19 protein-coding genes are annotated in these 22,801 nt (G+C 70.5%); 8 read left to right on the top strand and 11 right to left on the bottom strand.

The annotated features are described in order from the left end of the window. Window positions 1–238: 238 nt before the first annotated feature. The 5 genes from ACLQ24_RS05620 to ACLQ24_RS05640 all read right to left on the bottom strand — a co-directional run bounded on the left by ACLQ24_RS05620 (window position 239) and on the right by ACLQ24_RS05640 (window position 6,068). Complete coding sequence (locus tag ACLQ24_RS05620) at window positions 239–1,273, bottom strand: ABC transporter ATP-binding protein (RefSeq protein ID WP_425889341.1); 1,035 nt, start codon at window positions 1,271–1,273, stop codon at window positions 239–241. Continuing rightward, complete coding sequence (locus ACLQ24_RS05625) at window positions 1,257–2,294, bottom strand: ABC transporter ATP-binding protein (RefSeq protein ID WP_425889343.1); 1,038 nt, start codon at window positions 2,292–2,294, stop codon at window positions 1,257–1,259. Before ACLQ24_RS05625 ends, ACLQ24_RS05620 begins: the two co-directional genes overlap by 17 nt. A gap of 6 nt (window positions 2,295–2,300) precedes the next feature. Next, a complete protein-coding gene (locus ACLQ24_RS05630; protein WP_425889344.1) occupies window positions 2,301–3,257 on the bottom strand; it encodes an ABC transporter permease in 957 nt (318 codons plus the stop codon). Between the two features lie 72 nt (window positions 3,258–3,329). Further along, window positions 3,330–4,268: an ABC transporter permease gene (locus tag ACLQ24_RS05635; protein ID WP_425889346.1), complete on the bottom strand. Its 939-nt coding sequence runs from the start codon at window positions 4,266–4,268 to the stop codon at window positions 3,330–3,332. Window positions 4,269–4,466: 198 nt separating this feature from the next. Next, a complete protein-coding gene (locus ACLQ24_RS05640; protein WP_425889348.1) occupies window positions 4,467–6,068 on the bottom strand; it encodes a peptide ABC transporter substrate-binding protein in 1,602 nt (533 codons plus the stop codon). A gap of 445 nt (window positions 6,069–6,513) precedes the next feature. Between ACLQ24_RS05640 and ACLQ24_RS05645 the strand changes: the two genes are divergently transcribed. Together ACLQ24_RS05645 and ACLQ24_RS05650 are read left to right on the top strand one after the other, a co-directional pair. After that, entirely contained in the window at window positions 6,514–7,374 is an 861-nt protein-coding gene (locus tag ACLQ24_RS05645) for a bifunctional methylenetetrahydrofolate dehydrogenase/methenyltetrahydrofolate cyclohydrolase (protein ID WP_425889350.1), read from the top strand. Window positions 7,375–7,500: 126 nt separating this feature from the next. Further along, window positions 7,501–8,451: a malate dehydrogenase gene (locus ACLQ24_RS05650; RefSeq protein ID WP_425889351.1), complete on the top strand. Its 951-nt coding sequence runs from the start codon at window positions 7,501–7,503 to the stop codon at window positions 8,449–8,451. A 346-nt stretch (window positions 8,452–8,797) separates the two neighbouring features. Here ACLQ24_RS05650 and ACLQ24_RS05655 read toward each other — a convergent pair whose 3' ends face one another. After that, window positions 8,798–9,034, bottom strand: coding sequence for a hypothetical protein (locus ACLQ24_RS05655; protein ID WP_425889353.1), 237 nt, complete (start codon window positions 9,032–9,034; stop codon window positions 8,798–8,800). 137 nt (window positions 9,035–9,171) lie between these two features. Here ACLQ24_RS05655 and ACLQ24_RS05660 point away from each other — a divergent pair, with 137 nt between their 5' ends. Then, window positions 9,172–10,389 carry an NADP-dependent isocitrate dehydrogenase gene (locus ACLQ24_RS05660; RefSeq protein ID WP_425889354.1) on the top strand — a complete coding sequence of 406 codons (1,218 nt, stop codon included), beginning with the start codon at window positions 9,172–9,174 and terminating at the stop codon, window positions 10,387–10,389. A gap of 294 nt (window positions 10,390–10,683) precedes the next feature. On the opposite strand, the gene galT is transcribed toward ACLQ24_RS05660, so the two are convergent. The 4 genes from galT to ACLQ24_RS05680 all read right to left on the bottom strand — a co-directional run bounded on the left by galT (window position 10,684) and on the right by ACLQ24_RS05680 (window position 15,821). Continuing rightward, a complete protein-coding gene (gene galT, locus ACLQ24_RS05665; RefSeq protein ID WP_425889356.1) occupies window positions 10,684–11,757 on the bottom strand; it encodes a galactose-1-phosphate uridylyltransferase in 1,074 nt (357 codons plus the stop codon). After that, window positions 11,754–12,578 (bottom strand): DeoR/GlpR family DNA-binding transcription regulator, encoded by an 825-nt coding sequence (locus ACLQ24_RS05670; RefSeq protein ID WP_425889458.1) that lies wholly within the window; start codon window positions 12,576–12,578, stop codon window positions 11,754–11,756. Before ACLQ24_RS05670 ends, galT begins: the two co-directional genes overlap by 4 nt. A 111-nt stretch (window positions 12,579–12,689) precedes the next feature. Next, window positions 12,690–14,219, bottom strand: a complete 1,530-nt coding sequence (cysC, locus tag ACLQ24_RS05675; RefSeq protein ID WP_425889358.1) for an adenylyl-sulfate kinase — start codon at window positions 14,217–14,219, stop codon at window positions 12,690–12,692. A gap of 87 nt (window positions 14,220–14,306) precedes the next feature. Continuing rightward, on the bottom strand, window positions 14,307–15,821 hold the full coding sequence (locus tag ACLQ24_RS05680) for a glycosyltransferase family 2 protein (RefSeq protein WP_425889360.1): 1,515 nt from the start codon (window positions 15,819–15,821) through the stop codon (window positions 14,307–14,309). Between the two features lie 225 nt (window positions 15,822–16,046). Between ACLQ24_RS05680 and ACLQ24_RS05685 the strand changes: the two genes are divergently transcribed. The 5 genes from ACLQ24_RS05685 to ACLQ24_RS05705 all read left to right on the top strand — a co-directional run bounded on the left by ACLQ24_RS05685 (window position 16,047) and on the right by ACLQ24_RS05705 (window position 20,075). Next, window positions 16,047–16,961 (top strand): ABC transporter ATP-binding protein, encoded by a 915-nt coding sequence (locus ACLQ24_RS05685; protein ID WP_425889361.1) that lies wholly within the window; start codon window positions 16,047–16,049, stop codon window positions 16,959–16,961. Further along, entirely contained in the window at window positions 16,954–17,856 is a 903-nt protein-coding gene (locus ACLQ24_RS05690) for an ABC transporter permease (protein WP_425889363.1), read from the top strand. The genes ACLQ24_RS05685 and ACLQ24_RS05690 overlap by 8 nt, the downstream gene beginning before the upstream one ends. After that, a complete protein-coding gene (locus ACLQ24_RS05695) occupies window positions 17,856–18,770 on the top strand; it encodes an ABC transporter ATP-binding protein (protein WP_425889365.1) in 915 nt (304 codons plus the stop codon). The genes ACLQ24_RS05690 and ACLQ24_RS05695 overlap by 1 nt, the downstream gene beginning before the upstream one ends. Before the next feature lies 1 nt (window position 18,771). Continuing rightward, entirely contained in the window at window positions 18,772–19,482 is a 711-nt protein-coding gene (locus ACLQ24_RS05700) for an ABC transporter permease subunit (protein ID WP_425889367.1), read from the top strand. A gap of 86 nt (window positions 19,483–19,568) precedes the next feature. After that, complete coding sequence (locus ACLQ24_RS05705) at window positions 19,569–20,075, top strand: hypothetical protein (protein WP_425889368.1); 507 nt, start codon at window positions 19,569–19,571, stop codon at window positions 20,073–20,075. A gap of 28 nt (window positions 20,076–20,103) precedes the next feature. Here the strand turns inward: ACLQ24_RS05705 and valS are convergent, their stop codons facing one another. Further along, window positions 20,104–22,773 (bottom strand): valine--tRNA ligase, encoded by a 2,670-nt coding sequence (valS, locus tag ACLQ24_RS05710; RefSeq protein WP_425889370.1) that lies wholly within the window; start codon window positions 22,771–22,773, stop codon window positions 20,104–20,106. Window positions 22,774–22,801: the final 28 nt, after the last annotated feature.

Consider the following 22,801-nt stretch of genomic DNA (forward strand, 5'->3'; position numbering starts at 1 on the left):
CCCTGGACCGACCCCGGAAATCCCACTGAACAAGACATCCAACCTGAAATCGACCAAGTAAATCTCGCACGGGCCCTAACCACTCGCCAACCCTGGCTGCCCGCCCCCGCCCCCGTCCATCATGGAGTTGTGGTGCCTCATAAAAGGGGCGCCGGCCGGCCGACAAAACGGCCACCACAACTCCATGATGGGGCTGGGGCTGGGGCTGGGGCTGGGGCTGGGCCAGGCCGGGGTTGGGTCAGGCCGGGGTTGGGGGGCGGAGTTCGGCGAAGTGGCAGGCGGACGGGTGCGGGTCGGCCGCTCTCGGGACCGTCTGCGGGTCCTCGACCGCGCAGATCTCCTGGGCCTTCCAGCAGCGGGTCCGGAAGTGGCAGCCGCTGGGCGGGTCGGCCGGGCTCGGCACGTCACCGACCAGCCGGATCATGTTGCGCTGGTCGCGTACCTCCGGGTCCGGCACCGGCACGGCCGAGAGCAGGGCCTGGGTGTACGGGTGGGTGGCGCGCTCGTAGATCTCGTCCTCGGTGCCGATCTCGACGATCCGACCGAGGTACATGACCGCGACCCGGTCGGCGATGTGCCGCACCACGGACAGGTCGTGGGCGATGAAGATGTACGACAGCCCGAACTCGTCCTGGAGCTGCTCCAGCAGGTTGATCACCTGGGCCTGGATGGAGACGTCCAGCGCCGAGACGGGCTCGTCGCAGACGATCACCTCGGGCCGCAGCGCGAGCGCCCGGGCGATGCCGATGCGCTGACGCTGACCGCCGGAGAACTGGTGCGGGTACCGGTTGATGTGCTCCGGGTTCAGCCCGACGACGTCCAGCAACTCCTGGACCCGCTTGGCCTTGCTGCCCTTGGGAGCGGCGTCCGGGTGGATCTCGAACGGCTCGCCGATGATGTCGCCGACAGTCATCCGTGGGTTCAGCGACGTGTACGGGTCCTGCATGACCATCTGCATGTTGCGGCGCAGCCGGCGCAGCTCGGACCCGGACGCCTTGAACAGGTCCCTGCCCTCCAGGGTGGCCCGCCCGGAGGTGGGCGTCTCCAGCCGCATCAGCAGCCGGGCGAGGGTCGACTTGCCGCAGCCGGACTCGCCGACCACGCCCAGCGTCTCGCCCCGGCGCAGCTCGAAGCTGACGCCGTCGACGGCCTTGACGGCGCCGATCTGCCGCTGGAAGAGCACACCCTGACTGATCGGGAAGTGCTTCACCAGGTTGTCGACGGAGAGGATGGTCTCGCCCCGGACCTTGGTGGAGCTAGCGGGCGCTGTCATCACGGACCTCCTGCGCGAAGTGGCAAGCGCTGGTCCGGCCGTCGCCGAGGACCAGGTCGTGCGGCACCACGTCCACGCAGACCTGCTGCACGTACGGGCACCGGGGGTGGAACGGGCAGCCGGAGGGGATGCGCATCAGGTTCGGCGGCAACCCCTTGATCGTCGACAGCTCCTGGCCGCGGACGTCCATCCGCGGGATCGACTCCAACAACCCCTTCGTGTACGGGTGGGCGGGCGCCTTGTAGAGCGAGCGGACGTCGGCGTGCTCGACGATCCGACCCGCGTACATGACCGCGATCCGGTCCGCGACGCCGGCGACCACACCCAGGTCGTGGGTGATCAGGATCATCGCCATGTCGAGGTCGCGGCGCAGGTCGGCCAGCAGGTCCATGATCTGGGCCTGCACGGTGACGTCGAGCGCGGTGGTGGGCTCGTCGGCGATCAGCACCTTCGGGTCCAGCGCCAGAGCCATGGCGATCATGACGCGTTGCCGCATGCCGCCGGAGAACTGGTGCGGGTAGTCGCCGATCCGCTTGGCGGCACCCGGGATCTTGACCAGGTCCATCAGCTCGACGGCGCGGCGGCGGGCGTCGCCCCGGGACATGCCGGAGCGCTGGCGTAGCGTCTCGCCGATCTGCCACCCCACGGGGAACACCGGGTTCAGGGCGGACAGCGCATCCTGGAAGATCATTGCGATCTCCTTGCCGCGGACCTGCCGGCGCTGCTCCTCGGATGCCGTGAGCAGGTCCTGACCCCGGTAGAGGATCTGGCCGGAGCGGACGAACGCGGGCGGGGTGTCCAGGATGCCCATGATCGCCTGGGCGGTGACCGACTTGCCGGAGCCGGACTCGCCGAGCACGGCGAGGGTCTCCCCGGCGTCCAGGTGGTACGACACGCCGTTGATGACCTGGGCCACGCCCTCGTTGGTCCGGAACTCGACGTGCAGGTCCCGCAGCTCCAGCAGGTGGCCGCCCTCGCCAGTGGCGGAGGCGGGCGTGGGTTCGACGGTGGAGTGGGTCATGGGATGTCACCGCAGCTTCGGGTCGAAGGCGTCACGGATCGCGTCGCCGAGCATGATGAACGCCAGCACGGTCAGCGCGAGGAAGGCCGACGGGACGATCAGCGGCGTCGCCGCCTCCCGCATGTGGATCCGGCCGGTGTCGATGTCCTGGCCCCACGAGATGGTCGGCGCCTTCAGGCCGATGCCCAGGAAGGACAGCGTCGCCTCGGCGGCGATGAACGAGCCGAGCGCGATGGTCAGCACGACGATGGCCGGGGCCAGCGAGTTCGGCAGGATGTGCCGCCACATGATCCGGCCGTTGCCGGCGCCGAGCATCCGGGCCGCCGCCACGTAGTCCTGCTCCTTGGCGGTGATCACCGAGGAGCGCACCACCCGGGCGGCGGTGGTCCAGCCCAGGATGGCCAGCACGAAGATCACCGCGGCGATCCGGGCGTTCTCGCTGTCGCTGGACACCCGCTTGAGCAGCACGATCGCCGCGAGCAGCAGCGGGATGCCGAGCACCACGTCGATCACCCGCGAGAGCACGGCGTCGACCCAGCGGCCGAAGTACCCGGCCAGCATGCCGACGACCAGCGCGATGATGCCGGTGCCGAGCGCGGCGAGCGCGCCGACCAGCAGCGAGGCCCGCGTGCCGTAGACCGCCCGGGAGTACGTGTCGCAGCCCTGGAAGTCGTACCCGAAGATGGCCGCGCCGGACGGCCCGGCGTGCTGGCGGGACAGCAGACAGTCGTTCGGGCTGTTGGCGGTGAACACGCCGGGGGCGAGCGCCATCAGGGTGAAGATGACGACCAGTGCCAGCGAGATCCAGAAGATCGGGTTGCGGCGCAGGTCGCGCCAGGCGTCGCCGGCCAGGCTGCGCGGCTTCTGCGGCGCACCGACCTGGTTCGGGGTGCCGGGCTCGCCCGAGGGGCCACGCCGTGCGGCCTGGTTCTCGCTGGCCGCCACGGTTTCGAAGTCACTCATGCCGACACCTCGCTGCGCTCGATGCCGGCCTGAGAGCCCAGACACGCTGCGCTGATGATTCGTTCGCTGCGCTCACTCATAGCGGATCCTCGGGTCGAGTACGGCGTACAGGACGTCCACCACCAGGTTCGAGACCAGGTAGACCACGACCAGCACGCTCACGATGCCCACCACCAGGGGGCCGTCCTCGGTGCGGATGCCGCGGAAGAGGTTGAAGCCCACGCCGGGGATGTTGAAGACGCCCTCGGTGATGATCGCGCCGCTCATCAGGTTGCCCAGCTCCACACCGAGGAAGGTGACCACCGGGATGAGCGAGTTGCGCAGCACGTGGACGGTGACGATGCGGCGCTTGACCAGGCCCTTGGACCGCGCGGTCCGGACGTAGTCGGCGCGCAGGTTCTCGGCCACCGAGGTACGGGTCAGCCGCAGGGCGGTGGCCAGCGACAGCGAGCCGAGCACGATGCCCGGCAGCAGCAGCGCGTAGAACGTCGGCTGGGAGCCGGCGGTGGGCGGGAAGAGCTGCCACTTGACGCCCAGGAAGTACTGGGCGAGCGGCGCCAGCACGATCGTCGGGATGCCCAGCACGAGCAGGGTCAGCACCAGCGTCGAGTTGTCGAAGATGCTGGCCCGGCGGATGCCGGCGACCACGCCCGCGCTGACTCCGAAGATGATCGCCACGGCGAGCGCGATGAGCGCGAGCTTGAGGGTGACCGGCCAGGCCCCTTGCAGGATGTCACCGATCTGGCGGCCGGTCAGTGACTGGCCGAGGTCACCCTGGAGCAGGCTCTTGACGTAGTCGAAGTAGCGGTAGAAGAAACCGCCGACGCCTGTCGCGTCGAGGTGGTACTTCTCCGTCAGGTAGGCCCGTTGGGCCGGCGTCACCGGGCGTTCGCCCGCGAGTGCCTGGATGGGGTCGCCCTGGCCGGCGAACATCAGCGCGTAGACGATCAGGGTGGTCCCGAAGAATGCCAGGACCACCTGGAGTAGGCGCCGCAAGATGTAGCGGAACATGCTTAGCAGTCTCTCCGGAAATATGCGAAAGGGTCGCAGGACGGCATCTCTGGTCGTACCCGAAATATCCGAGACGTGCCGTCCGGCCCGGGGGAGGCCGGCGCCACCGACTCCTGGCCCGCGTGCGGCCCGTGCCGGATAGCGAGGTCCGGGCCACCCGGGCGTCGTTGCCTGGGTGACCCGCAACCGTTGGTCAGCTCAGCTGGCCGCTTCGATCTTGACGAGGTTGACCCGCTGGAACAGGTCCATCTCCACGTTCTTGACCTTGGACGAGTGGCCGTACACGTTCTGGCCGAAGCGCAGCGGGATCACCGGCATGTCCTTGGCGAGGATGTCCTCCGCCTGCTGGTACTTGGCGATCGCCTCGTCCTGCGTCTTGGCGGCGGAACCCTCCTTGACGAGCTTGTCGAACTCCGGGTTGCTGTAGCCGTAGTAGTTCGACGAGCCGTTCGTGCTGTACAGCGGGCCGAGGTAGTCCTCCATGCTCGGGTAGTCCATGACCCAGCCCATCCGGAACGCGCCCACCGGCTGCTTCTTCTCGACCTTGGTCAGCAGGTCGGCGAACTTCGGCTCGGCGACACCGACGGCGTCGACACCCAGGTTGGCCTTGAGCTGGTTGACCGTGGCGTCGACCCAGTCCTTGTGACCGCCGTCACTGTTGTAGGAGATGACGATCTTGGACGGGCCACCAGCGGCCTGGTAGAGCTTCTTGGCCTCGGTCGGGTTGAACTCGCCCGCCTTGCCCGTGGTGTTCTCCCGGTAGCCCGGCAGGACCGGCGAGACGAAGGAGCGCGCCGACTGCTGCGAACCCTTGAAGACCGACTTGGTGATCTCGTCACGGTCGATCGCCATCGAGATCGCCTTGCGGACGTCCGGGTTGGCGTAGTCCTTGTCGAACGTCGGGAACGCCAGGAACTGGAACGACGACATCGGGCTGGTCTGGTACCGGTCGCCCAGGTCGGTCGGCGCGGTGCTCAGGCTCTCGGTCGGGATCGTCGGCAGCACGTCCAGGTTGTCCGCCAGGACGTCCGCGTAGGCCGCGGTGAGCTGCTGGTAGATCCGGAACTCGATGTCCTTGGCCTTGGGCTTCTCGCCCGGGTACGCGTCGTAGCGCTCGATGTCGATCTTGCTGTCGTGCTGCCAGGTGCCCTTCATCTTGAAGGGGCCCTGCCCGATCGGGGCCTGCTCGTAGGAGTCCTTGAGCACGCCCGGCGCCGAGAACGCGGCGTCCGGCATCGGGTAGAACGCGGTGTAACCGAGCATCGTCCGGAAGTCGATGTACGGCTCGGAGAGCGTCACGGTGAAGGTCAGGTCGTCGACCTTCTTCAGCCCGGACAGCTCCTTGGCCTTCGGCTTGTCGCCCTGCAGGTCGGCGTAACCAGCGATCTTCTCGAAGAAGAAGTTGCTGTCCTGACCGTTGGGGGCGTACGCGCCGTAGTTCCAGGCGTTGATGTAGTCCTCGGACGTGACCTTCTCACCGTTGTGGAAGGTGTAGCCGTCCTTGAGCTTGATCGTCCAGACCTTGTTGTCGGACGACGTGACCGACTGCGCGGCGACCTCGTACGGCTTGTTCTGGGCGTCGTAGTCGACGAGCGGGCTGAACAGGCCGGTGAGGACCTGTGCGCCGGCCGTCTCGGTGGTGTTGGTGGGAACCAGGTGCTTCGGCTCGCCGATCTGGATGCTGACGGCCGACGTGCCGCTGCCGCCGGATCCACCGTCTCCGCCGCTGCCGCAGGCCGCGAGGCCCAGCGTCACCGCGAGCGGGAGGGCGGTCCAGGCGGCGAGTCTACGAACTCGCATAGAGCCTCCTCATCTCCTCACGCTGCGCAGTCAGACCCGACGCTGGGTTTACGCTGCGCAACAAGCGGCAACGGTAGGTCGGTTACCGGCTGTCGACAACGACCCGGTTGCGAGCACGTAACGGTCCGACGACGCCTTGCTTGCGTGGCACGACACCGCGTGCTAGCCCAAACCGGACAGGTGGCTCTGGCCTGCGCAATCTCCGACGAGTTGGGCCGTCTTCGTGCTCGGCTGAGGTGGATTCGACGCCCTTCGGCGCGTCGTCCAGTCTCGGCCGCGCCTGCGGACTCCGACCGTTTCGGCTGTGATCGGTTCCACGCAGTGTCACTCATAGTGATGAAGTGCACGTGACTCTTCGTTACCGATTGGTGGGTGACCGGGCTTCGACAGCCGCCCGGAACGAGGTCCCGGGATCGCCGGCTGCCGGACATGAGACGATCTGGTCGTGACGGCGACGCTTCTGGACGGCAAGGCAACCGCAGCCGAGATCAAGGACGAGCTGCGGACACGGGTGAAGGCTCTCGCGGAGCGCGGCATCACCCCCGGTCTCGGCACGGTCCTGGTCGGCGCCGACCCGGGAAGCCAGGCGTACGTCAACGGCAAGCACCGTGACTGCGCCGAGGTGGGCATCGCCTCGATCCGCCGGGAGTTGCCGGCCGACGCCACCCAGCAGCAGGTCGACGACGTCCTGGCCGAGCTGAACGCCGACCCGGCGTGCCACGGCTACATCGTCCAGCTACCGCTGCCCGCCCACCTGGACACCCAGCGGGTGCTGGAGCTGATCGACCCGGACAAGGACGCCGATGGCCTGCACCCGGTCAACCTGGGCCGCCTCGTCCTCGGCTACGACGGCCCGCTGCCCTGCACCCCGCGCGGCATCGTCGAGCTGCTCCGCCGCCACGACGTCGCGCTGCGCGGCGCCACCGTGGCGGTCGTCGGCCGAGGTAACACGGTCGGCCGTCCACTCGGCCTGCTGCTCACCCGTCGCAGCGAGAACGCCACCGTCACCCTGTGCCACACCGGCACCCTCGACCTCGCCTCGCACACGCGTGCCGCCGACATCGTCATCGTCGCGGCCGGCGTACCGGGCCTGCTCACCCCCGACATGATCAACCCGGGCGCGGTGGTCGTGGATGTCGGCATCACCCGGGTGATCGGCCCCGACGGCAAGGGCCGCTACACCGGGGACGTCGACCCGGAGGTGGCCGAGACGGCCGGCGCGCTCGTCCCGATGCCGGGCGGTGTCGGCCCGATGACCCGCGCCATGCTGCTGACAAACGTGGTGGAGCGCGCCGAGCGCGGCTGACCCGTGCGCCGGTGACGCCGGTGACGTTCGCCCCATCCCGACGATGGCCGCCGCCCCTGGCCCGTTCGGTGCCAGGATGACTGATACGGTCCGGAAAACCGACTGGTATCAGGGAGTGGGACGACCATGGGTAAGAAGGTCACTGTCGTCGGGGCTGGCTTCTACGGCTCCACCACCGCGCAGCGCCTGGCCGAGTACGACGTCTTCGACACCGTCGTGATCACCGACATCGTGGAGGGCAAGCCCGCAGGCCTCGCGCTCGACCTCAACCAGTCGCGGGCCATCGAGGGCTTCGAGACCAAGGTCGTCGGCGTGACCACCGGCCCGAACGGTGAGGGCTACGAGGCCATCGAGGGCTCCGACGTCGTCGTCATCACCGCTGGTCTGCCCCGCAAGCCGGGCATGAGCCGGATGGACCTGCTGGAGACCAACGCCAAGATCGTCCGCCAGGTCGCCGAGAACGTCGCCAAGTACGCCCCGAGCGCCGTCGTCATCGTCGTCTCCAACCCGCTGGACGAGATGACCGCCCTGGCGCAGATCGCCACCCAGTTCCCCAAGAACCGGGTGCTCGGTCAGGCCGGCATGCTCGACACCGCCCGGTTCAGCAACTTCGTCGCCGAGGCGCTGAACGTGCCCGTGGCGTCGGTACGCACGCTGACCCTCGGCTCGCACGGCGACACCATGGTCCCGGTGCCGTCGAAGAGCACCGTCAACGGCAAGCCGCTGCGTGACGCCATGCCGGCCGAGCAGATCGAGGAACTGGTCGTCAAGACCCGCAACGGCGGCGCCGAGGTGGTCGCGCTGCTCAAGACCGGTTCGGCGTACTACGCCCCGTCCGCTGCCGCCGCTCGGATGGCGAAGGCCGTGGCTGAGGACTCCGGCGACGTCATGCCGGTCTGCGCCTGGGTCGACGGCGAGTACGGCATCTCCGGCGTCTACCTGGGCGTCGAGGCCGAGATCGGCGCCGAGGGCGTCCGTCGGGTCGTCGAGACCGACCTGGACGCCGACGAGCGGGCCAGCCTCCTGGCCGCAGCCGAGGCCGTGCGCGCGAAGCAGGGCGACATCTCCAGCATGTGATCCACCCAGCAGCACGGAAAGGGCGCGCCGGCCAAGCCGGCGCGCCCTTCGCGCACCCCACCCCAGCCCCCGCACCCCACCCCAGCCCCCGCGGCCCCATCCCAGCCCCTGCGGCCCCATCCCAGCCCCCGCGTCCCGAGCCGGTTTCCGCGTCCCGAGCCGGTTTCCGCGTCCCGAGCCGGTTTCCGCGTCCCGAGCCGGCTCCACGCCCGGGACTCCCCGCGCCCGCCCGCCCCGGTTGACCAAGAAGTTTGCGTCACCAAAGCCCCAATTCCTGACGCAAACTTCTTGATCACCGCGTCATCACCGGGCCCGCACGTCCACCCGCTCGATGATCATGAGGTTATTACTCCAACACGCCGCGTGAGGGGGCGATAACCTCATGATCAACGGGGGCGGGCGGGTGGGTGGGTGGGCGGTGGGGGAGGTGGGCGGTGGGGGAGGTGGGGTGGCGGCGGTCGGCCTCCGCCCAGTGCGCGGCCGTGGCGTGCGGAAATGCCTCGTCGCGGAGCTGGAAGAAGGCGCCCTCGCCGTCGGTGAGCGCCGTGGCCGTGATAGACCCGAAGGTGCGGCTCAGTGGCATCGCGCGATGGTGTCAGGGAACTGCTGTGCCGTGCAGCCCAATTTCACCGCTCGGCAGAGGCCGGCTGGGGGCTGCCGGCCCAATTGCAGTACGCTCGTACTGCTTGAGCACGTGTCCCCCGAGAGGAGCGCCGGCCGATGGCGAAGATCAAGGTAAACAACCCGGTCGTGGAGCTCGACGGCGACGAGATGACCCGGATCATCTGGAAGCAGATCCGGGAGCAGCTGATCCTGCCCTACCTCGACGTCGACCTGCACTACTACGACCTGTCGATCCAGTACCGCGACGAGACCGACGACCAGGTCACCATTGACGCCGCCAACGCCATCAAGGAGCACGGCGTCGGCGTCAAGTGCGCCACCATCACCCCGGACGAGGCCCGGGTCGAGGAGTTCGGCCTGAAGAAGATGTGGCGGTCGCCCAACGGCACCATCCGCAACATCCTCGGCGGCGTCGTCTTCCGTGAGCCGATCATCATGTCCAACGTGCCGCGGCTGGTCCCCGGCTGGACCAAGCCGATCATCATCGGCCGGCACGCCCACGGTGACCAGTACAAGGCCACCGACTTCGTCGTCCCCGGCCCGGGCACGGTGACCATCACCTACACCCCGGCCGACGGCGGCGCGCCGATGGAGATGGAGGTCGCCAACTTCCCCGGCGGCGGCATCGCCATGGGCATGTACAACTACGACGAGTCGATCCGGGACTTCGCCCGGGCCTCGTTCCGGTACGGCCTGGACCGCAACTACCCGGTCTACATGTCGACCAAGAACACCATCCTCAAGGCGTACGACGGCCGGTTCAAGGACATCTTCGCCGAGGTGTTCGAGGCCGAGTTCAAGGCCGAGTTCGACGCCGCCGGCCTCACCTACGAGCACCGGCTCATCGACGACATGGTCGCCGCCGCGCTCAAGTGGGAGGGCGGGTACGTCTGGGCCTGCAAGAACTACGACGGTGACGTGCAGTCCGACACCGTCGCGCAGGGCTTCGGCTCGCTGGGTCTGATGACCTCGGTGCTGCTCTCCCCGGACGGCCGTACCGTCGAGGCCGAGGCCGCGCACGGCACTGTCACCCGGCACTACCGGCAGTACCAGAAGGGCGAGAAGACCTCGACCAACCCGATCGCGTCGATCTACGCCTGGACCCGGGGCCTGGCCCACCGGGGCAAGCTGGACGGCACGCCGGCGGTCACCGAGTTCGCCAACACCCTGGAGCAGGTCATCATCGACACCGTCGAGGGCGGCCAGATGACCAAGGACCTCGCGCTGCTCATCTCGCGCGACGCCCCGTGGCTGACCACCGACGAGTTCATGAACGCGCTCGACGAGAACCTGGCTCGCCGGCTCTCCGCCTGATCCGACAGCGTCACCACCGGAGTCCGCCGGCACCCGCCGGCGGGCTCCGCTGTGTCCGGCGGGCGACACGCGTGCGGCGTCACCCGGCCCGGCGCGCCTCGTTGACCAGGGTGGACGAGATGCCAGTCGCGTCCAGAAGGTTGACCGAGGTCGACCGCGGTGTGCGTGCCGATCAGCCAGCCTTCCCGGCTGTCGAGCACAGCCAGCCGTCCCTTCCCTGCGGGGGGCCCTGTCCCGGGCCCCCCGCGCCCTGTTCCCCGGCCCTCACGGTCGAGCACGCGGCCGACGGGCCGGTCAGGCGGCGCGGAGCAGTTCGGCGGCGCGTTCGGGGGAGATGTCGTTGATGAAGACGCCCATCCCCGACTCGGAGCCGGCCAGGTACTTCAGCTTGTCCTTGGCCCGCCGGATGCTGAACAGCTGAAGGTGCAGGTGGCCCAGCTCGCGGTCGATCCGCACCGGCGCCTGGTGCCACGCCGCGATGTAGGGCATCGGCATGTCGAACAGCCCGTCGAAGCGGCGTAGCAGATTCAGGTAGAGCGGCCCGAAGGCGTCCCGCTCGCCGTCGCTGAGCGCCGGGATGTCCGGCACCACGCGCCGCGGCGCGACGTGCACCTCGAACGGCCAGCGGGCCGCCGCCGGCACGAACGCCGTCCAGTGTTCGTTCTCGGTGACGACCCGGTCGCCGACCGCACGCTCGGCGGCCAGCACGTCCGCGTACAGGTTGCCGCCGGTCCGCTCGGCGTGCCGGCGGGCCGCCGCCAGCAACGCCCGGGTGCGCGGCGTCACGAAGGGGTACGCGTAGATCTGCCCGTGCGGGTGGTGCAGCGTCACACCGATCTCCACGCCCCGGTTCTCGAAGCAGAACACCTGCTCCACCCCGGGCAGCTCGCCGAGCACCTCGGTCCGGTCGGCGAGCGCGTCCAGGACCGTGCGGACGCGACGCGGCGGGAGGCTGGCGAAGGAGGCGTTGTGGTCGGAGGTGAAGCAGACCACCTCGCACCGACCCACGCCCGGCCGGACCGGCGTGAACGGGGTGATCTCGCCGGGCTCGTCGGCGACCCGGCCGCTCAGCGAGGGGAACCGGTTCTCGAAGACCACCACGTCGTAGTCCGGCGAGGGGATCTCGGTCAGTCGGTCGCCCACCGACGGGTCGAGGGGACACTCGTTCGCGGGCGGGAGGAAGGTGCGGGTCTGCCGGTGCGCGGCCACCGCCACCCACTCGTCGGTCAGCGGGTCGTAGCGCAGTTGCGACGCGGGTGGTGGCGGCGGCAGCTCGCGGCGGTCCGGCTGGTCGCGGACGGCGTCTTCGTTCTCGTCGAAGTAGATCAGCTCCCGGCCGTCGGCCAGGTCGATCGCGGTGCGCTTCACGGCGCCGTCCCCTCACTCGTCGGCGTGCGCGTCGCGCGGCCCGCCCTCGTCGCCTTAACCATGATCAACTCGCCGACCTGTTCACCGAGCACCCGTCGCGCGGGCGGAGGCAACGCCTCGTCGCTGACCAGTACCTGGGCTGCCGCCAGCTCGACGATCGAGGAGATGCCGACCGTGCCCCACTTCGTGTGGTCGGCGAGCACCACCAGTTGGTCGGCCGCGGCGACCAGCGCCCTGTCGATCTCGGCTTCCATCAGGTTCGGTGTGGTGAAGCCGGCGCGCTCGGTGATGCCGTGGACGCCGAGGAAGAGCAGATCGAGGTGCAGCCGCCGGACGGCGCCCACCGCGAGCGGGCCGACGAGCGCGTCCGACGGCGTCCGGACACCGCCGGTGAGCACCACCGTCTGGTCGTGCCGGCCCCCGGCGTGCAGGATCTCGGCCACCGGCAGCGAGTTGGTCACCACGGTCAGGTCGGGAACGTCCACCAGCCTGCGTGCCAGTTCGGCGGTGGTGGTGCCGGCGGAGAGGGCGACCGCCGCGCCGGGCCGGACCAGCAGCGCCGCCCGGTCCGCGATGGCGGCCTTCTCCGGCAGTTGTCGGACGGACTTGGCGTGGAAGCCCGGCTCGTCCGTCGAGCTGGGGCCGGCCGCGGTCGCCCCGCCGTGCACCTTGGCCAGCAGGCCGCGCTCGTGCAGCGCCTCCAGGTCGCGCCGGATGGTCATGTCGGAGACGCCGAACTCGGTCGCCAGGTCGGTCACCCGGACACCGCCCGCGGAACGGACCCGATCCAGGATGGCCGACTGCCGCTGTCGAGCGAGCATCCGCCGCGCCTCCCGGGGTCCACGTACTCTCACGTGGTCGAACGTGTTCCAACAAAGATGAACACTAGCGCGTGCCCGACAGCGGCGGAAGTAAAGGGGTGGGGCGTCGGCTCAGGCGGACTGGATCTTCAACTCCACCCAGCCGGTCTCGGTCAGGTGGTCGAGGACGGCCTGCACCGCCTCCGCGACGCTCAGGTGGGTGGTGTCCAGCACCAGATCCGCGTCCGTCGGCGCCTCGTACGGGTCGTCGATGCCGGTCATGCCGGTCAGCAGACCGGCACGGGCCCGCGCGTACAGGCCCTTGCGGTCCCGCTGTTCGCACACCTCGAGCGGTGTCGCGACGTGCACCAGCACGAAGCCCGCCCCGGCGGCCAGGGCCATCTCCCGTGCCGTGGCGCGGGCCGCGGCGTACGGGGCGATCGGGCAACAAATGCCCACACCGTGGTGCCGGGCGATCTCGGCTGCCACCCACCCGATCCGGCGGACGTTGAGGTCCCGGTCGGCCTTGCTGAAGCCCAGCCCGGCGGAGAGTTCCCGGCGTACCACGTCGCCGTCGAGGAGGGTCACCGTCCGGTCGCCGTTCTCCCGCAACGCGTCGGCCAGACCCCTGGCGACGGTGGACTTGCCGGAGCCGGAGAGACCGGTCAGGAACACCACGAGCCCTCGGTGCCGACGCGGCGGCCGGGCCCGGGCCAGCTCCTTCGCCACGGCCGGAGGGGTGTGCCACTCCGGTAAGGGGAAGCCGCGGTCGAGCAGGTCGTCGATCTCGTCCTGGGTGAGAGCGAGGCGACGGTTACGCGGCGGAATGTCCTCCCGCCAGCGCCACTGCCCGTCGCGGTTGTCGTACGCCAGCTCGCGGGGCACCAGCACCCGCAGACCCGCGCCGGAGAGCATCTCCCCGGTGGAGAGCAGGTGGGTGACCCCGTACGCGGCGGACACGCGGGCTCGCAGCAGAGCGTCGCTGATCTCGTCCCGGCGGTGCGACAGCGGCACGGCGACCAGGGTGGCCGGGGGCATCCGGTCCCGGGCGGCGAAGATCGTGCGCACCAGCGCCTCCGGGGCGAGCCCACCCACACCGCCCTCGCCGACCGGGATCATCACCAGCAGGTGGGCGGCCAGGGTACGGGCGGCGTGTGCGATCTGGGCGAGCTGCGGCCGGTGCAGCGGACGGTCGGCGATGACCCCGAGGACCCGACCCGGGGGCAGCAGCGCGCGAACCTCCTCGGGGCTGCGACGCAGCCGCTGGAAAGGACCGTGAGCGCCGTCGCCGAGCCGCCGGAGGGCGCCGCCCACGCCCGCCACGCCCTCGCGCACCTGCCAGACGTCCGCCACGTCGAGGGCGGCCGCCGGCGCGCCCTCCCCGTCGGTCAGCACCAGGGCCCGACGGGCCTCATCGCGCGGGTCGAAGCCCTGTGTCAGCGCGGCCGGCACCTGCAGGGTCACCGGAACCTGCCACGGCGTGCCGTCGGCCAGCCGGCCGCGTCGACTCACCGAGACCAGGTCGGCGCGGGTCATGAAGCCGGTCAGGGGGGCGTACGCGCCGGTCAGCAGCAGCTCCAGATCCGCGAGCTCACCGGGACGCGGCGTGTACGCCGGCGCGTCCCGGAGCACCTCGTCGGGCAGCACCCAGCCGTTGCTCATCCACACCCCCACTTGCTGACCGGCACACAGTTTCGCAGCTGACCGCCGATCGGTCGAGGCCGCCACCCCACGACCCGAGCGGTCGGGTCAGCGCCGTACCCGGCGCCCCACCGCCGACCGCAGCCAGTTCCACACCTTCCGCTCGTCGCGGATACGCGGAGCAGCGCCGTCGGCCGGGCAGATGAAGAGCAGCGGCAGTTGCGCGTCCTCGGTCCATCCGGCGTTGGTGATCCGTGCCTTGAGGAGCCAACTACCCCGCGTGCGACCGCCGTTGAGGGCCCGGAAGTCGATCGTGGTGGTGGCGCGGTGCACCAGATGGACGGTCTCCGCGCCGCCCGGGCCGGCGACCCGCTCGATCTGGAACGTCACCGGCAGGAAGATCTCGTCGCCGGTCTCCCGGCGGCGGGCGACCATGTCCAGACGTGCCTTACGGACCTGCGCGGTGGAGTCGAGCACGTCGGGGGAGATCTCGCTGACCGGGAGCACCAGCACGTCGCGCCCGCCGTCGGCGCGGAAGCCGATCGGTTGGTGCGCGGAGCGCAGCTCGGCGGCCACGCTCACCGTGACGGCGTGCTCGTCCGGCTGGAGCGCGTCGATCCTGCCGTGCCCGGCGATGCCCGCCTCCCAGCGGGCCAGCCGCCGCAGGTCCTCGACCCGGCCCCGCTCGACCAGGTAGGCGACGGCCCGCTGTATCGGCGGCAGGCCAGCGGCGACCCCGGGGGCGAACCGCTCCTGGATGATCTTCTGGACCTCGACGGCGACCTGCTCCACCCAGTCCCGGGGAGCGTCCAACAGCCGCTTGCCGCGTAGCCGGTTGATCATCTCGTTGCGCAGCCAACGCCGGTGCAGCCGGTCGCGCAGCTGCCCGGGCTCGGTGTGGGCGTCGACGACGTCCAGCGCGTCGCGCACGCTCGCGAAGTAGCTCGACGGCTCCAGCCGCGCGGCGGTCACGTTGCGGGCATCGGCCCGCTGCGCGTGGTGGTAGCAGGTGTAGTCGGACAGCACGCAGGTGCGGCGGGACGCGAAGTAGGCCCGCACGACCAGTAAATGGTCCTCCAGCCGCCGCTTGCCGCCCTCCGGGAACCGCAGCCCGTGCTCGTTGAGGAAGGAGCGGCGGAACAACTTGTGGCAGGTCAGGCTGTCGATCAGCGGAGCGTTCTCCAGGGTGGCGTCGAAGCGGTTCTTGCGGAACAGCTCCCGGGGCACGCCGCGCCCGTGCCCGGCCATCTTCCCGATCACGAGATCCGCGTCGTACGTCTTCGCACAGTCGTAGAGCCGCTCCAGCGCCTGGTCGGCGAACCAGTCGTCGTCGTCGGCGAAGAAGACGTACTCGCCGCGGGCCCGCTCGATGCCGAGGTTGCGCGGGCGCGACGGCCAGCCCGAGTTCTCGATGTGCACCACGTGGATGTGCGGATGCTGGGCGGCCAGCCGGTCCAGCCGCTTACCCGTGTCGTCGGTGGACCCGTCGTCGACGAAGATCGCCTCGAACTCGTCGGCCGGTAACGACTGGCGCAGCAGCGACGCCACCAGCTTCTTGAGGTGGGGGCCGCAGTTGTACGCGGGCACCACGACACTCACCTTGGGGACGCCAACCTCGACCATCACGATCCTTCCCGCGTCGGCGGTCGAATATCCCCCGGAACGCTGCCGGGTGAACGGGAAGTGAATCGTGTCACCTCGGAGTGGACTTTCCGGCGGCGGGGTCTGACCGGACGCGGGACCGGCGCAAACGTCCACCGGACCTTAGGGGTGCGCCGCGACGAGTTTCAGGGGAGCGCCGGGGGCGCGCCGGTGTCGCCCGGGGCATCGACTCCCTACGCTGGCCCTGTGACACTGATCGCGACCCAGTCGCTCACCAAGACGTACGGAGGTCGGGTCACCGCGCTCACCGACCTCACCGTCGCCGTCGAGCCCGGGATCATTGGCCTGGTGGGGGCGAACGGCGCCGGAAAATCCACCTTGATCAAGATTCTGCTCGGGCTGATCGCCCCGACCAGTGGTCAGGTCTCGGTGCTCGGCATCGACCCGACCACCGAATCGGCGGCGGTTCGCGCCCGCGTCGGCTACATGCCCGAGCACGACTGCCTCCCACCGGACCTGTCCGCCGCCGAGCTGGTCACCCACCTCGGTCGGATGAGCGGCCTGCCACGCACCGTGGCCCGCGAGCGCGCCTCCGAGGCGCTGCGCCACGTCGGGCTCTACGAGGAGCGCTACCGGCCGGTCGGCGGCTACTCCACGGGCATGAAGCAGCGGGTCAAGCTGGCCCAGGCGCTGGTCCACGACCCCGACCTGCTGCTGCTGGACGAGCCGACCAACGGTCTGGACCCGGCCGGGCGGGACGCCATGCTGGCGCTGGTGCACCGGATCGGCACCGAGTTCGGCATCTCCGTACTGGTCTGCTCGCATCTGCTGGGTGAGGTGGAGCGCATCTGCGACACGCTGATCGCCATCGACGGCGGTCGCCTGCTGCGCGCGGACCACATCTCCGCGATGACGACGGCCACCGACGTGCTGGCCGTCGAGGTCAGCGAGGGCACCGAGGAGTTGGCCGCCCGACTCACCGCGCTCGACCTGCCGGTGGCGCGCGACGGCCGACTGCTGCTCGTACCGCTCGCCGACGACAGCACCTACGACCTGATCCTCGGCGCGGTCGCCGAACTGGACCTGCCGCTGCACCGGCTGGACCAGCGCCGGCACCGGGTGGCCGAACTCTTCGCCACGAGGGAGCTCACCCATGCCTGAGCCGTCATCCGCCGTGCGGTCCACGCCCACCGGCGTCATCCACGACATCGGCTACCAGCGCTACGAGGGTTCTCGACTGGGCCGCCGGCACGTCTTCGGCGCGCTCTACCTGCACGGTCTGCGCGCCATCTTCGGGTTCGGTCGCAGCGCCAAGGCCAAGATCTTCCCGTGGCTGGTGATCGGCATCGTCACCCTGGTCGCGGTGGCCCTGGCCGCCGTACGCAGCCAGCTCGGTGAGCCGGTCGCCACGTACGCCCAGTTCGCCGACGCGATGAGCTGGCTGGTCCTGTTCTTCGTGGCGGTGGCCGCGCCGGAGTTGGTCTCCCGAGACCTGCGCAGTGGTGTGCTGCCGCTGTACTTCTCCCGCCCGCTGCCGCGGTCCGACTACGCCCTCGCCAAGTTGCTGGCGCTGGTAACCGGCCTCTGGCTGCTGCTCGGTGGGCCGCAACTGGTGATGTTCCTGGGTGCCGCGTTCACCACCAAGGACGGGCTGCGTGGCGTCTGGAACGAGCTGCTCGACCTGCTCCCCGGGCTGCTCTACGCCGGGTTGTGGGCGGTGGTCTTCGCCTCGGTCGGCCTGCTGGTCGCGTCGCTGACCGGCAAGCGCGCGTTCGCCGCCGGTGGCGTGGTCGCGGTCTTCCTGATGACCACCCCGATCGTGGGCGTGCTGAGCATCCTGCCGTCGCGTGCGGCGAACGAGCTGGCGGGGCTGGCCTCGCCCTCCACCCTGGTGCAGGGGGTGGGCATCTGGTCGCTCGGTGACCTGCTGGTCTCCGACGACCAGGGCGGCCCGTCGATCGGTCGGTTCGGCCCGGTCTACGCCCTGGTCGCGGTGCTGCTGGTCGCCGGCGCGACCGCCCTCCTGCTGGCCCGCTACCGGAAGGTCGCCTCCTGATGAGCAGCACGCTGAGCCTGACCGGGGTGTCCCGGTGGTACGGCAACGTGGTGGCCGTCAACGACATCAGCATGACCCTCGGCCCCGGGGTGACCGGTCTGCTCGGCCCGAACGGCGCCGGCAAGACCACGCTGCTGCACATGATGGCCGGATTCCTCTCTCCGTCGCGGGGCACGGTGACCCTCGACGACGAGCCGACCTGGCGCAACCCCGACGTCTACCGTCGGCTGGGCCTGGTCAGCGAGCGGGAGGCGGTGCAGAGCTTCCTCACCGCGTACGAGTTCGTGCTCGCCAGCGCCAAGTTGCACCGGCTGGCCGATCCGGCGGCGGCGGCCCGACGGGCCATCGACCTGGTGGAGTTGGAGTCGGCGCAGGACCGCCGGATCGGCACGTACTCCAAGGGCATGCGACAGCGTGCGCGGGTGGCCGCCGCGCTGGTGCACGACCCGCAGGTGTTGCTCCTCGACGAGCCATTCAACGGGATGGACCCGCGCCAGCGGCTGCACATGATGGAGCTGCTGCACAAGCTGGGCGACTCCGGTCGGACGATCCTGTTCAGCTCGCACATCCTGGAGGAGGTCGAGCAGGTCTCCGGCACGGTGCAGGTGATGGTGGCGGGCCGGTTGGCCGCCTCCGGCGACTTCCGGACCATCCGTCGGCTCATGACCAACCGGCCGCATGTCTTCGCGGTGCGCTCCACCGATGACCGGGCGCTTGCCGTCGCCCTGATCGCCGAGCCGTCGGTCAGCGGCGTCGAGCTGGACCGTACCGGCCTGACCGTGCGCGCCGGCGACTACGGCGCCTTCACCCGGGCGCTGTCCCGGATCGCCCTGCGCAAGGGCATCCGGGTGCGTCAGCTGGTGCCGTCCGACGAGTCCCTGGAGAGCGTCTTCTCCTACCTGGTGGAGGCCTGAGATGTCGACCATTACCTGGATCACCGCGCGTGGCCTGTTCGGCCGGCGTCGGTTCCTGCTGCTACTTCCCCTGCCGCTGGTGCTGCTCGGCCTGGCCGTCCTCTGCCGTTCGCTGGGCGTGGACCCGCGCGAGTGGGGCCCGCCGGTGCTGGTCGGCCTCGGCCTGGCGGTGGTACTGCCGGTGGTGGCCCTGATCATCGGCACGGGCGTGCTGGGCGCGGAGATCGACGACGGCACGGTGGTGCACCTCCTCACCAAGCCGCTGCCGCGCTGGCAGATCGTGCTGCCGAAGCTTGCGGTCGCCGCCGGGGTCAGCGCGGCCACCGTCGCGGTGCCGCTCTACGTCGCGGGCGTGCTGGCCGATTCGGTACGCCTCGGACTGGCGCTCGCCGCCGCGTCCGCGCTCGGCGCGCTGGCGTACTCGGCGCTGTTCCTCGCGCTCAGCCTCGTCACCCGTCGTCCGGTGCTGCTCGGTCTCGTCTACGTGCTGATCTGGGAGGGGTTGCTGGGCAACTTCGTCAGCGGCACGAAGGTGCTCTCCATCCAGCAGTACGTGATCGCCCTCGCCGACCGGCTCGCCCCGAGCGGGCTGCTGGAGGCCAGCGTGTCGGTGCCCGTCGCCGCCGTGATGACCGCGCTGGTGAGTGTCGGCTTCACCGTGCTGGCGATCGACCGCCTGCGTTCGTTCAGCGTGGCCGGCGAGACGAGCTGACGGCGGTACGGGTCCGGCCAACCCTCCGGCGACGGGTAGGGCTGGCCGGATGGACCGGACCGGGACCAGGGCCCAGGCTGGTGGACGTGGGTGTCGAAGCGGAGCGCAGACCATTGGCTGACCAGTACTCCCGGAGCAGCCGGCCCTGGCTGACCAGCCTGGCCGTCGCCGGGTTGGCGTCCGCGACGGTTGCGACGGCCGCCCAGGGCAGCGGCCGGTTCCACTGGTGGGCCGGCTTCATCCTGATCCCGGCCGCGTTGATCGCGGCCAGCGGCGGGCCACTGCTGGCGCGCGGGGGCGGTCGTGCCTTCGCCGGTTACGTCGTCGCCTGCGTCGGAACGCTGGCGTTCGTGGTGGGCGCGCTGTTGATGTTCGGGGCGATGGGGAAGGGCTGGCCACTGCTGGTGGCGCTGCCCTGCCTGGCGGTCGCCGGCACGTACGGCTGGCGGCCCGCCCACCCGCTGGCCCGTGGTCTGCACCGCGCGGTGGCGCTGCTGGCGCTCACCGGCGCGCTGCTCGGTGTGACCCTGCAACTGATCCACGTCCGGGTGATCCAATTGGAGACGGGCTGGGAGGGCCGGTCCGCCGCCTGAGGGGGGTGGGCGGCGGCGGACCCCGTCATCAGAAGGCGCAGGCGATCACGAGTTCCGGGGTGCGGTCCGGCAAGAGGTCGAGCTTGCCGATCCGTCCGGCCGCCCGCAGGTCGTCGGCGACCAGGGTGAGCCGCTCCAACAGAGCCGCCGGGCCCAGCGCCTCGGCCAGCGGCACCTCCGCCTTCATCGACAGTTTCCGCTCCGACTTGGCCCGCCGCACCTGACCCAGCGCGTCGCCGGCCAGCCGCAGCAGCGCGGGCTCGCCCGTTCCCTCGATGGTGCGGGCCACCTCGTAGGTGGTCGGCCAGGGCGCACGGTGCACCGACCCGTACCGCCACCACGACCAGATCTCCTCGGTGACGTACGGCAGCACGGGAGCGAACAGCCGCAACTGCACCGACAGTGCCGAGGCCAGCGCCGCCCGGGCCGAGTCGGCCGCCGCTCCGGTGCCGTACGCCCGTTCCTTGACCAACTCGATGTAGTCGTCGCAGAACCGCCAGAAGAACGCCTCGGTGGCCTGCAGGGCGGCCGTGTGGTCGTACCCGTCGAAGGCCGTGCTCGCGGCGCTCACCACCGTGCCCAGTTCGGCGAGCATGGCCCGGTCGAGCGGGGCGGTGGCCGACAGCTCCAGGTCGCGGCGTGGCGTCAGACGCGCCGAGCTGGAGTTGTCGTACGGGGCGCGCAGCGCGTCCGCGGCGCCCAGGCCGAGCGCGAACTTCGACGCGTTGAGCAGTTTGGTGGCCAGCCGGCGGCCCACCTTGATCTGCGCCGGATCGAAGGCCAGGTCCATGCCGGGCTTGCCGCTGGCCGCCCAGTAGCGCACCGCGTCCGAGCCGTGCTGCTCCAGCAGCGCGAGCGGGGTGACCACGTTCCCCTTGGACTTGGCCATCTTCTTGTGGTCCGGGTCGAGGATCCAGCCCGACAGCACGGTGTCCCGCCAGGGCAGCACCCCGTGCTCGAAGTGCGACCGGACCACGCTGTCGAACAGCCAGGTCCGGATGATCTCCTGTCCCTGCGGGCGGAGATCCATCGGGAAGACCCGCGCGAACAGGTCGGGGTCGGTCTCCCAGCCGCCGACGATCTGCGGGGTCAGCGACGACGTCGCCCAGGTGTCCAGCACATCCGGGTCGCCGATGAAGCCGCCCGGCCGGCCGCGCTGCGACTCGTCGAAACCGGGCGCCGGATCGCTGGACGGGTCGACCGGCAACGCCGACTCGTCCGGCGTGAGAGGGTGGGACCAGTCCGGCTCGCCAGTGTCGTCGAGCCGGTACCACACCGGCACCGGCACCCCGAAGAAGCGCTGCCTGCTGACCAGCCAGTCGCCGGTCAGGCCGCCCACCCAGTTGTCGTAGCGGTGCTTCATGTGCGCCGGCACCCAGTGCAGCTCCGCGCCCCGGGCCAGCAGCGTCGCCCGCAGGTCGGCGTCGCGTCCGCCGTTGCGCAGGTACCACTGGCGGGTCGAGACGATCTCCAGTGGCCGGTCACCGCGTTCGTAGAACTTCACCGGATGGGTGACCGGACGCGGCTCGCCGACCAGGTCACCCGCGTCGGCCAGCATCTCGACGATCTCCAGTCGGGCGCCGTTGACGGTCTGCCCGGCCAGCGCCGCGTACGGCCCCGCGGGCACCCCGGCCGGCGGCTCCGGAACCAGCCGGCCGTCGCGGCCGACGACCACCCGGGTGTCGAGGTCGAGATCCCGCCACCAGGTCACGTCGGCGAGGTCGCCGAACGTGCAGACCATCGCCACGCCGGTGCCCTTCGCGGGATCGGCGAGCGGATGGGCGCGCACCGGCAACTCGACGTCGAACAGCGGGCTGCGCACGGTCGCGCCCACCAGGTCGGCGTACCGCTCGTCGTCGGGGTGGCAGACCAGCGCGACGCAGGCCGGCAGCAGCTCCGGCCGGGTGGTGTCGATGAGCACCTCGCGCCCACCGGGCCCGGCGAACCGCAGCCGGTGGTAGGCACCGGGGCGGTCCCGGTCCTCCAGTTCGGCTTGGGCGACCGCGGTGGCGAAGCCGACGTCCCACAGCGTTGGCGCCTCCGCCTGGTACGCCTCACCCCGGCGCAGGTTGCGCACGAACGCCCGCTGGCTGGTGGCGCGGGCCACCCGGCCGATCGTCGTGTACGTCAGGGACCAGTCCACCGAGAGCCCGAGCCGCCGCCAGAGGGCCTCGAAGACCTGCTCGTCGGCGACCGTCAGCCGCCCGCACAGCTCGATGAAGTTGCGCCGCGAGATCGGCGTCGGGTCGCGGCGGGCGGCGTCGTCCACCGGGGTGGCCGGTGGCCGCCACACCGGGTCGTACGCCAACGCCGGGTCGCAGCGCACCCCGTAGACGTTCTGCACGCGACGTTCGGTGGGCAGCCCGTTGTCGTCCCAGCCCATCGGGTAGAAGACGGTTTTGCCGCGCATCCGCTGGTAGCGGGCGACGGTGTCGGTGTGCGTGTACGAGAAGACGTGCCCCATGTGCAGCTCGCCCGATACGGTCGGCGGCGGCGTGTCGATCGCGTACACGTCCTTGCTACGACCATTCCGGCTCGGCGCGTCTGACGCCGCACCGCGACCCGGAACGGTCGCCTTCGCGCGGTCGAACGTGTACGTGCCCTCCTCCTGCCAGCGCTGCGCCCAGCGCTCCTCGAGCCCGTCCAGACTGGGACGCTCGGGAACGCCGGCGCGGGCCGTCCTCGCCGTATCGGTCATCTGCCGATCGTAGGCATCAGCAGGGTGC

Origin of the sequence: Micromonospora sp. DT4 (assembly GCF_049841675.1) — a bacterium.
Classification (GTDB): domain Bacteria; phylum Actinomycetota; class Actinomycetes; order Mycobacteriales; family Micromonosporaceae; genus Micromonospora.

Coding starts and splice junctions, on each gene's coding strand:
- valS (WP_425889370.1), bottom strand. CDS start 22,773: ATGACCGATACGGCGAGGACGGCCCGCGCCGGCGTTCCCGAGCGTCCC.
- ACLQ24_RS05680 (WP_425889360.1), bottom strand. CDS start 15,821: ATGGTCGAGGTTGGCGTCCCCAAGGTGAGTGTCGTGGTGCCCGCGTAC.
- ACLQ24_RS05630 (WP_425889344.1), bottom strand. CDS start 3,257: ATGAGTGACTTCGAAACCGTGGCGGCCAGCGAGAACCAGGCCGCACGG.
- ACLQ24_RS05625 (WP_425889343.1), bottom strand. CDS start 2,294: ATGACCCACTCCACCGTCGAACCCACGCCCGCCTCCGCCACTGGCGAG.
- ACLQ24_RS05695 (WP_425889365.1), top strand. CDS start 17,856: ATGAGCAGCACGCTGAGCCTGACCGGGGTGTCCCGGTGGTACGGCAAC.
- ACLQ24_RS05670 (WP_425889458.1), bottom strand. CDS start 12,578: ATGCTCGCTCGACAGCGGCAGTCGGCCATCCTGGATCGGGTCCGTTCC.
- ACLQ24_RS05700 (WP_425889367.1), top strand. CDS start 18,772: ATGTCGACCATTACCTGGATCACCGCGCGTGGCCTGTTCGGCCGGCGT.
- cysC (WP_425889358.1), bottom strand. CDS start 14,219: ATGAGCAACGGCTGGGTGCTGCCCGACGAGGTGCTCCGGGACGCGCCG.
- ACLQ24_RS05620 (WP_425889341.1), bottom strand. CDS start 1,273: ATGACAGCGCCCGCTAGCTCCACCAAGGTCCGGGGCGAGACCATCCTC.
- ACLQ24_RS05635 (WP_425889346.1), bottom strand. CDS start 4,268: ATGTTCCGCTACATCTTGCGGCGCCTACTCCAGGTGGTCCTGGCATTC.
- ACLQ24_RS05690 (WP_425889363.1), top strand. CDS start 16,954: ATGCCTGAGCCGTCATCCGCCGTGCGGTCCACGCCCACCGGCGTCATC.
- ACLQ24_RS05660 (WP_425889354.1), top strand. CDS start 9,172: ATGGCGAAGATCAAGGTAAACAACCCGGTCGTGGAGCTCGACGGCGAC.
- ACLQ24_RS05650 (WP_425889351.1), top strand. CDS start 7,501: ATGGGTAAGAAGGTCACTGTCGTCGGGGCTGGCTTCTACGGCTCCACC.
- ACLQ24_RS05655 (WP_425889353.1), bottom strand. CDS start 9,034: ATGCCACTGAGCCGCACCTTCGGGTCTATCACGGCCACGGCGCTCACC.
- ACLQ24_RS05640 (WP_425889348.1), bottom strand. CDS start 6,068: ATGCGAGTTCGTAGACTCGCCGCCTGGACCGCCCTCCCGCTCGCGGTG.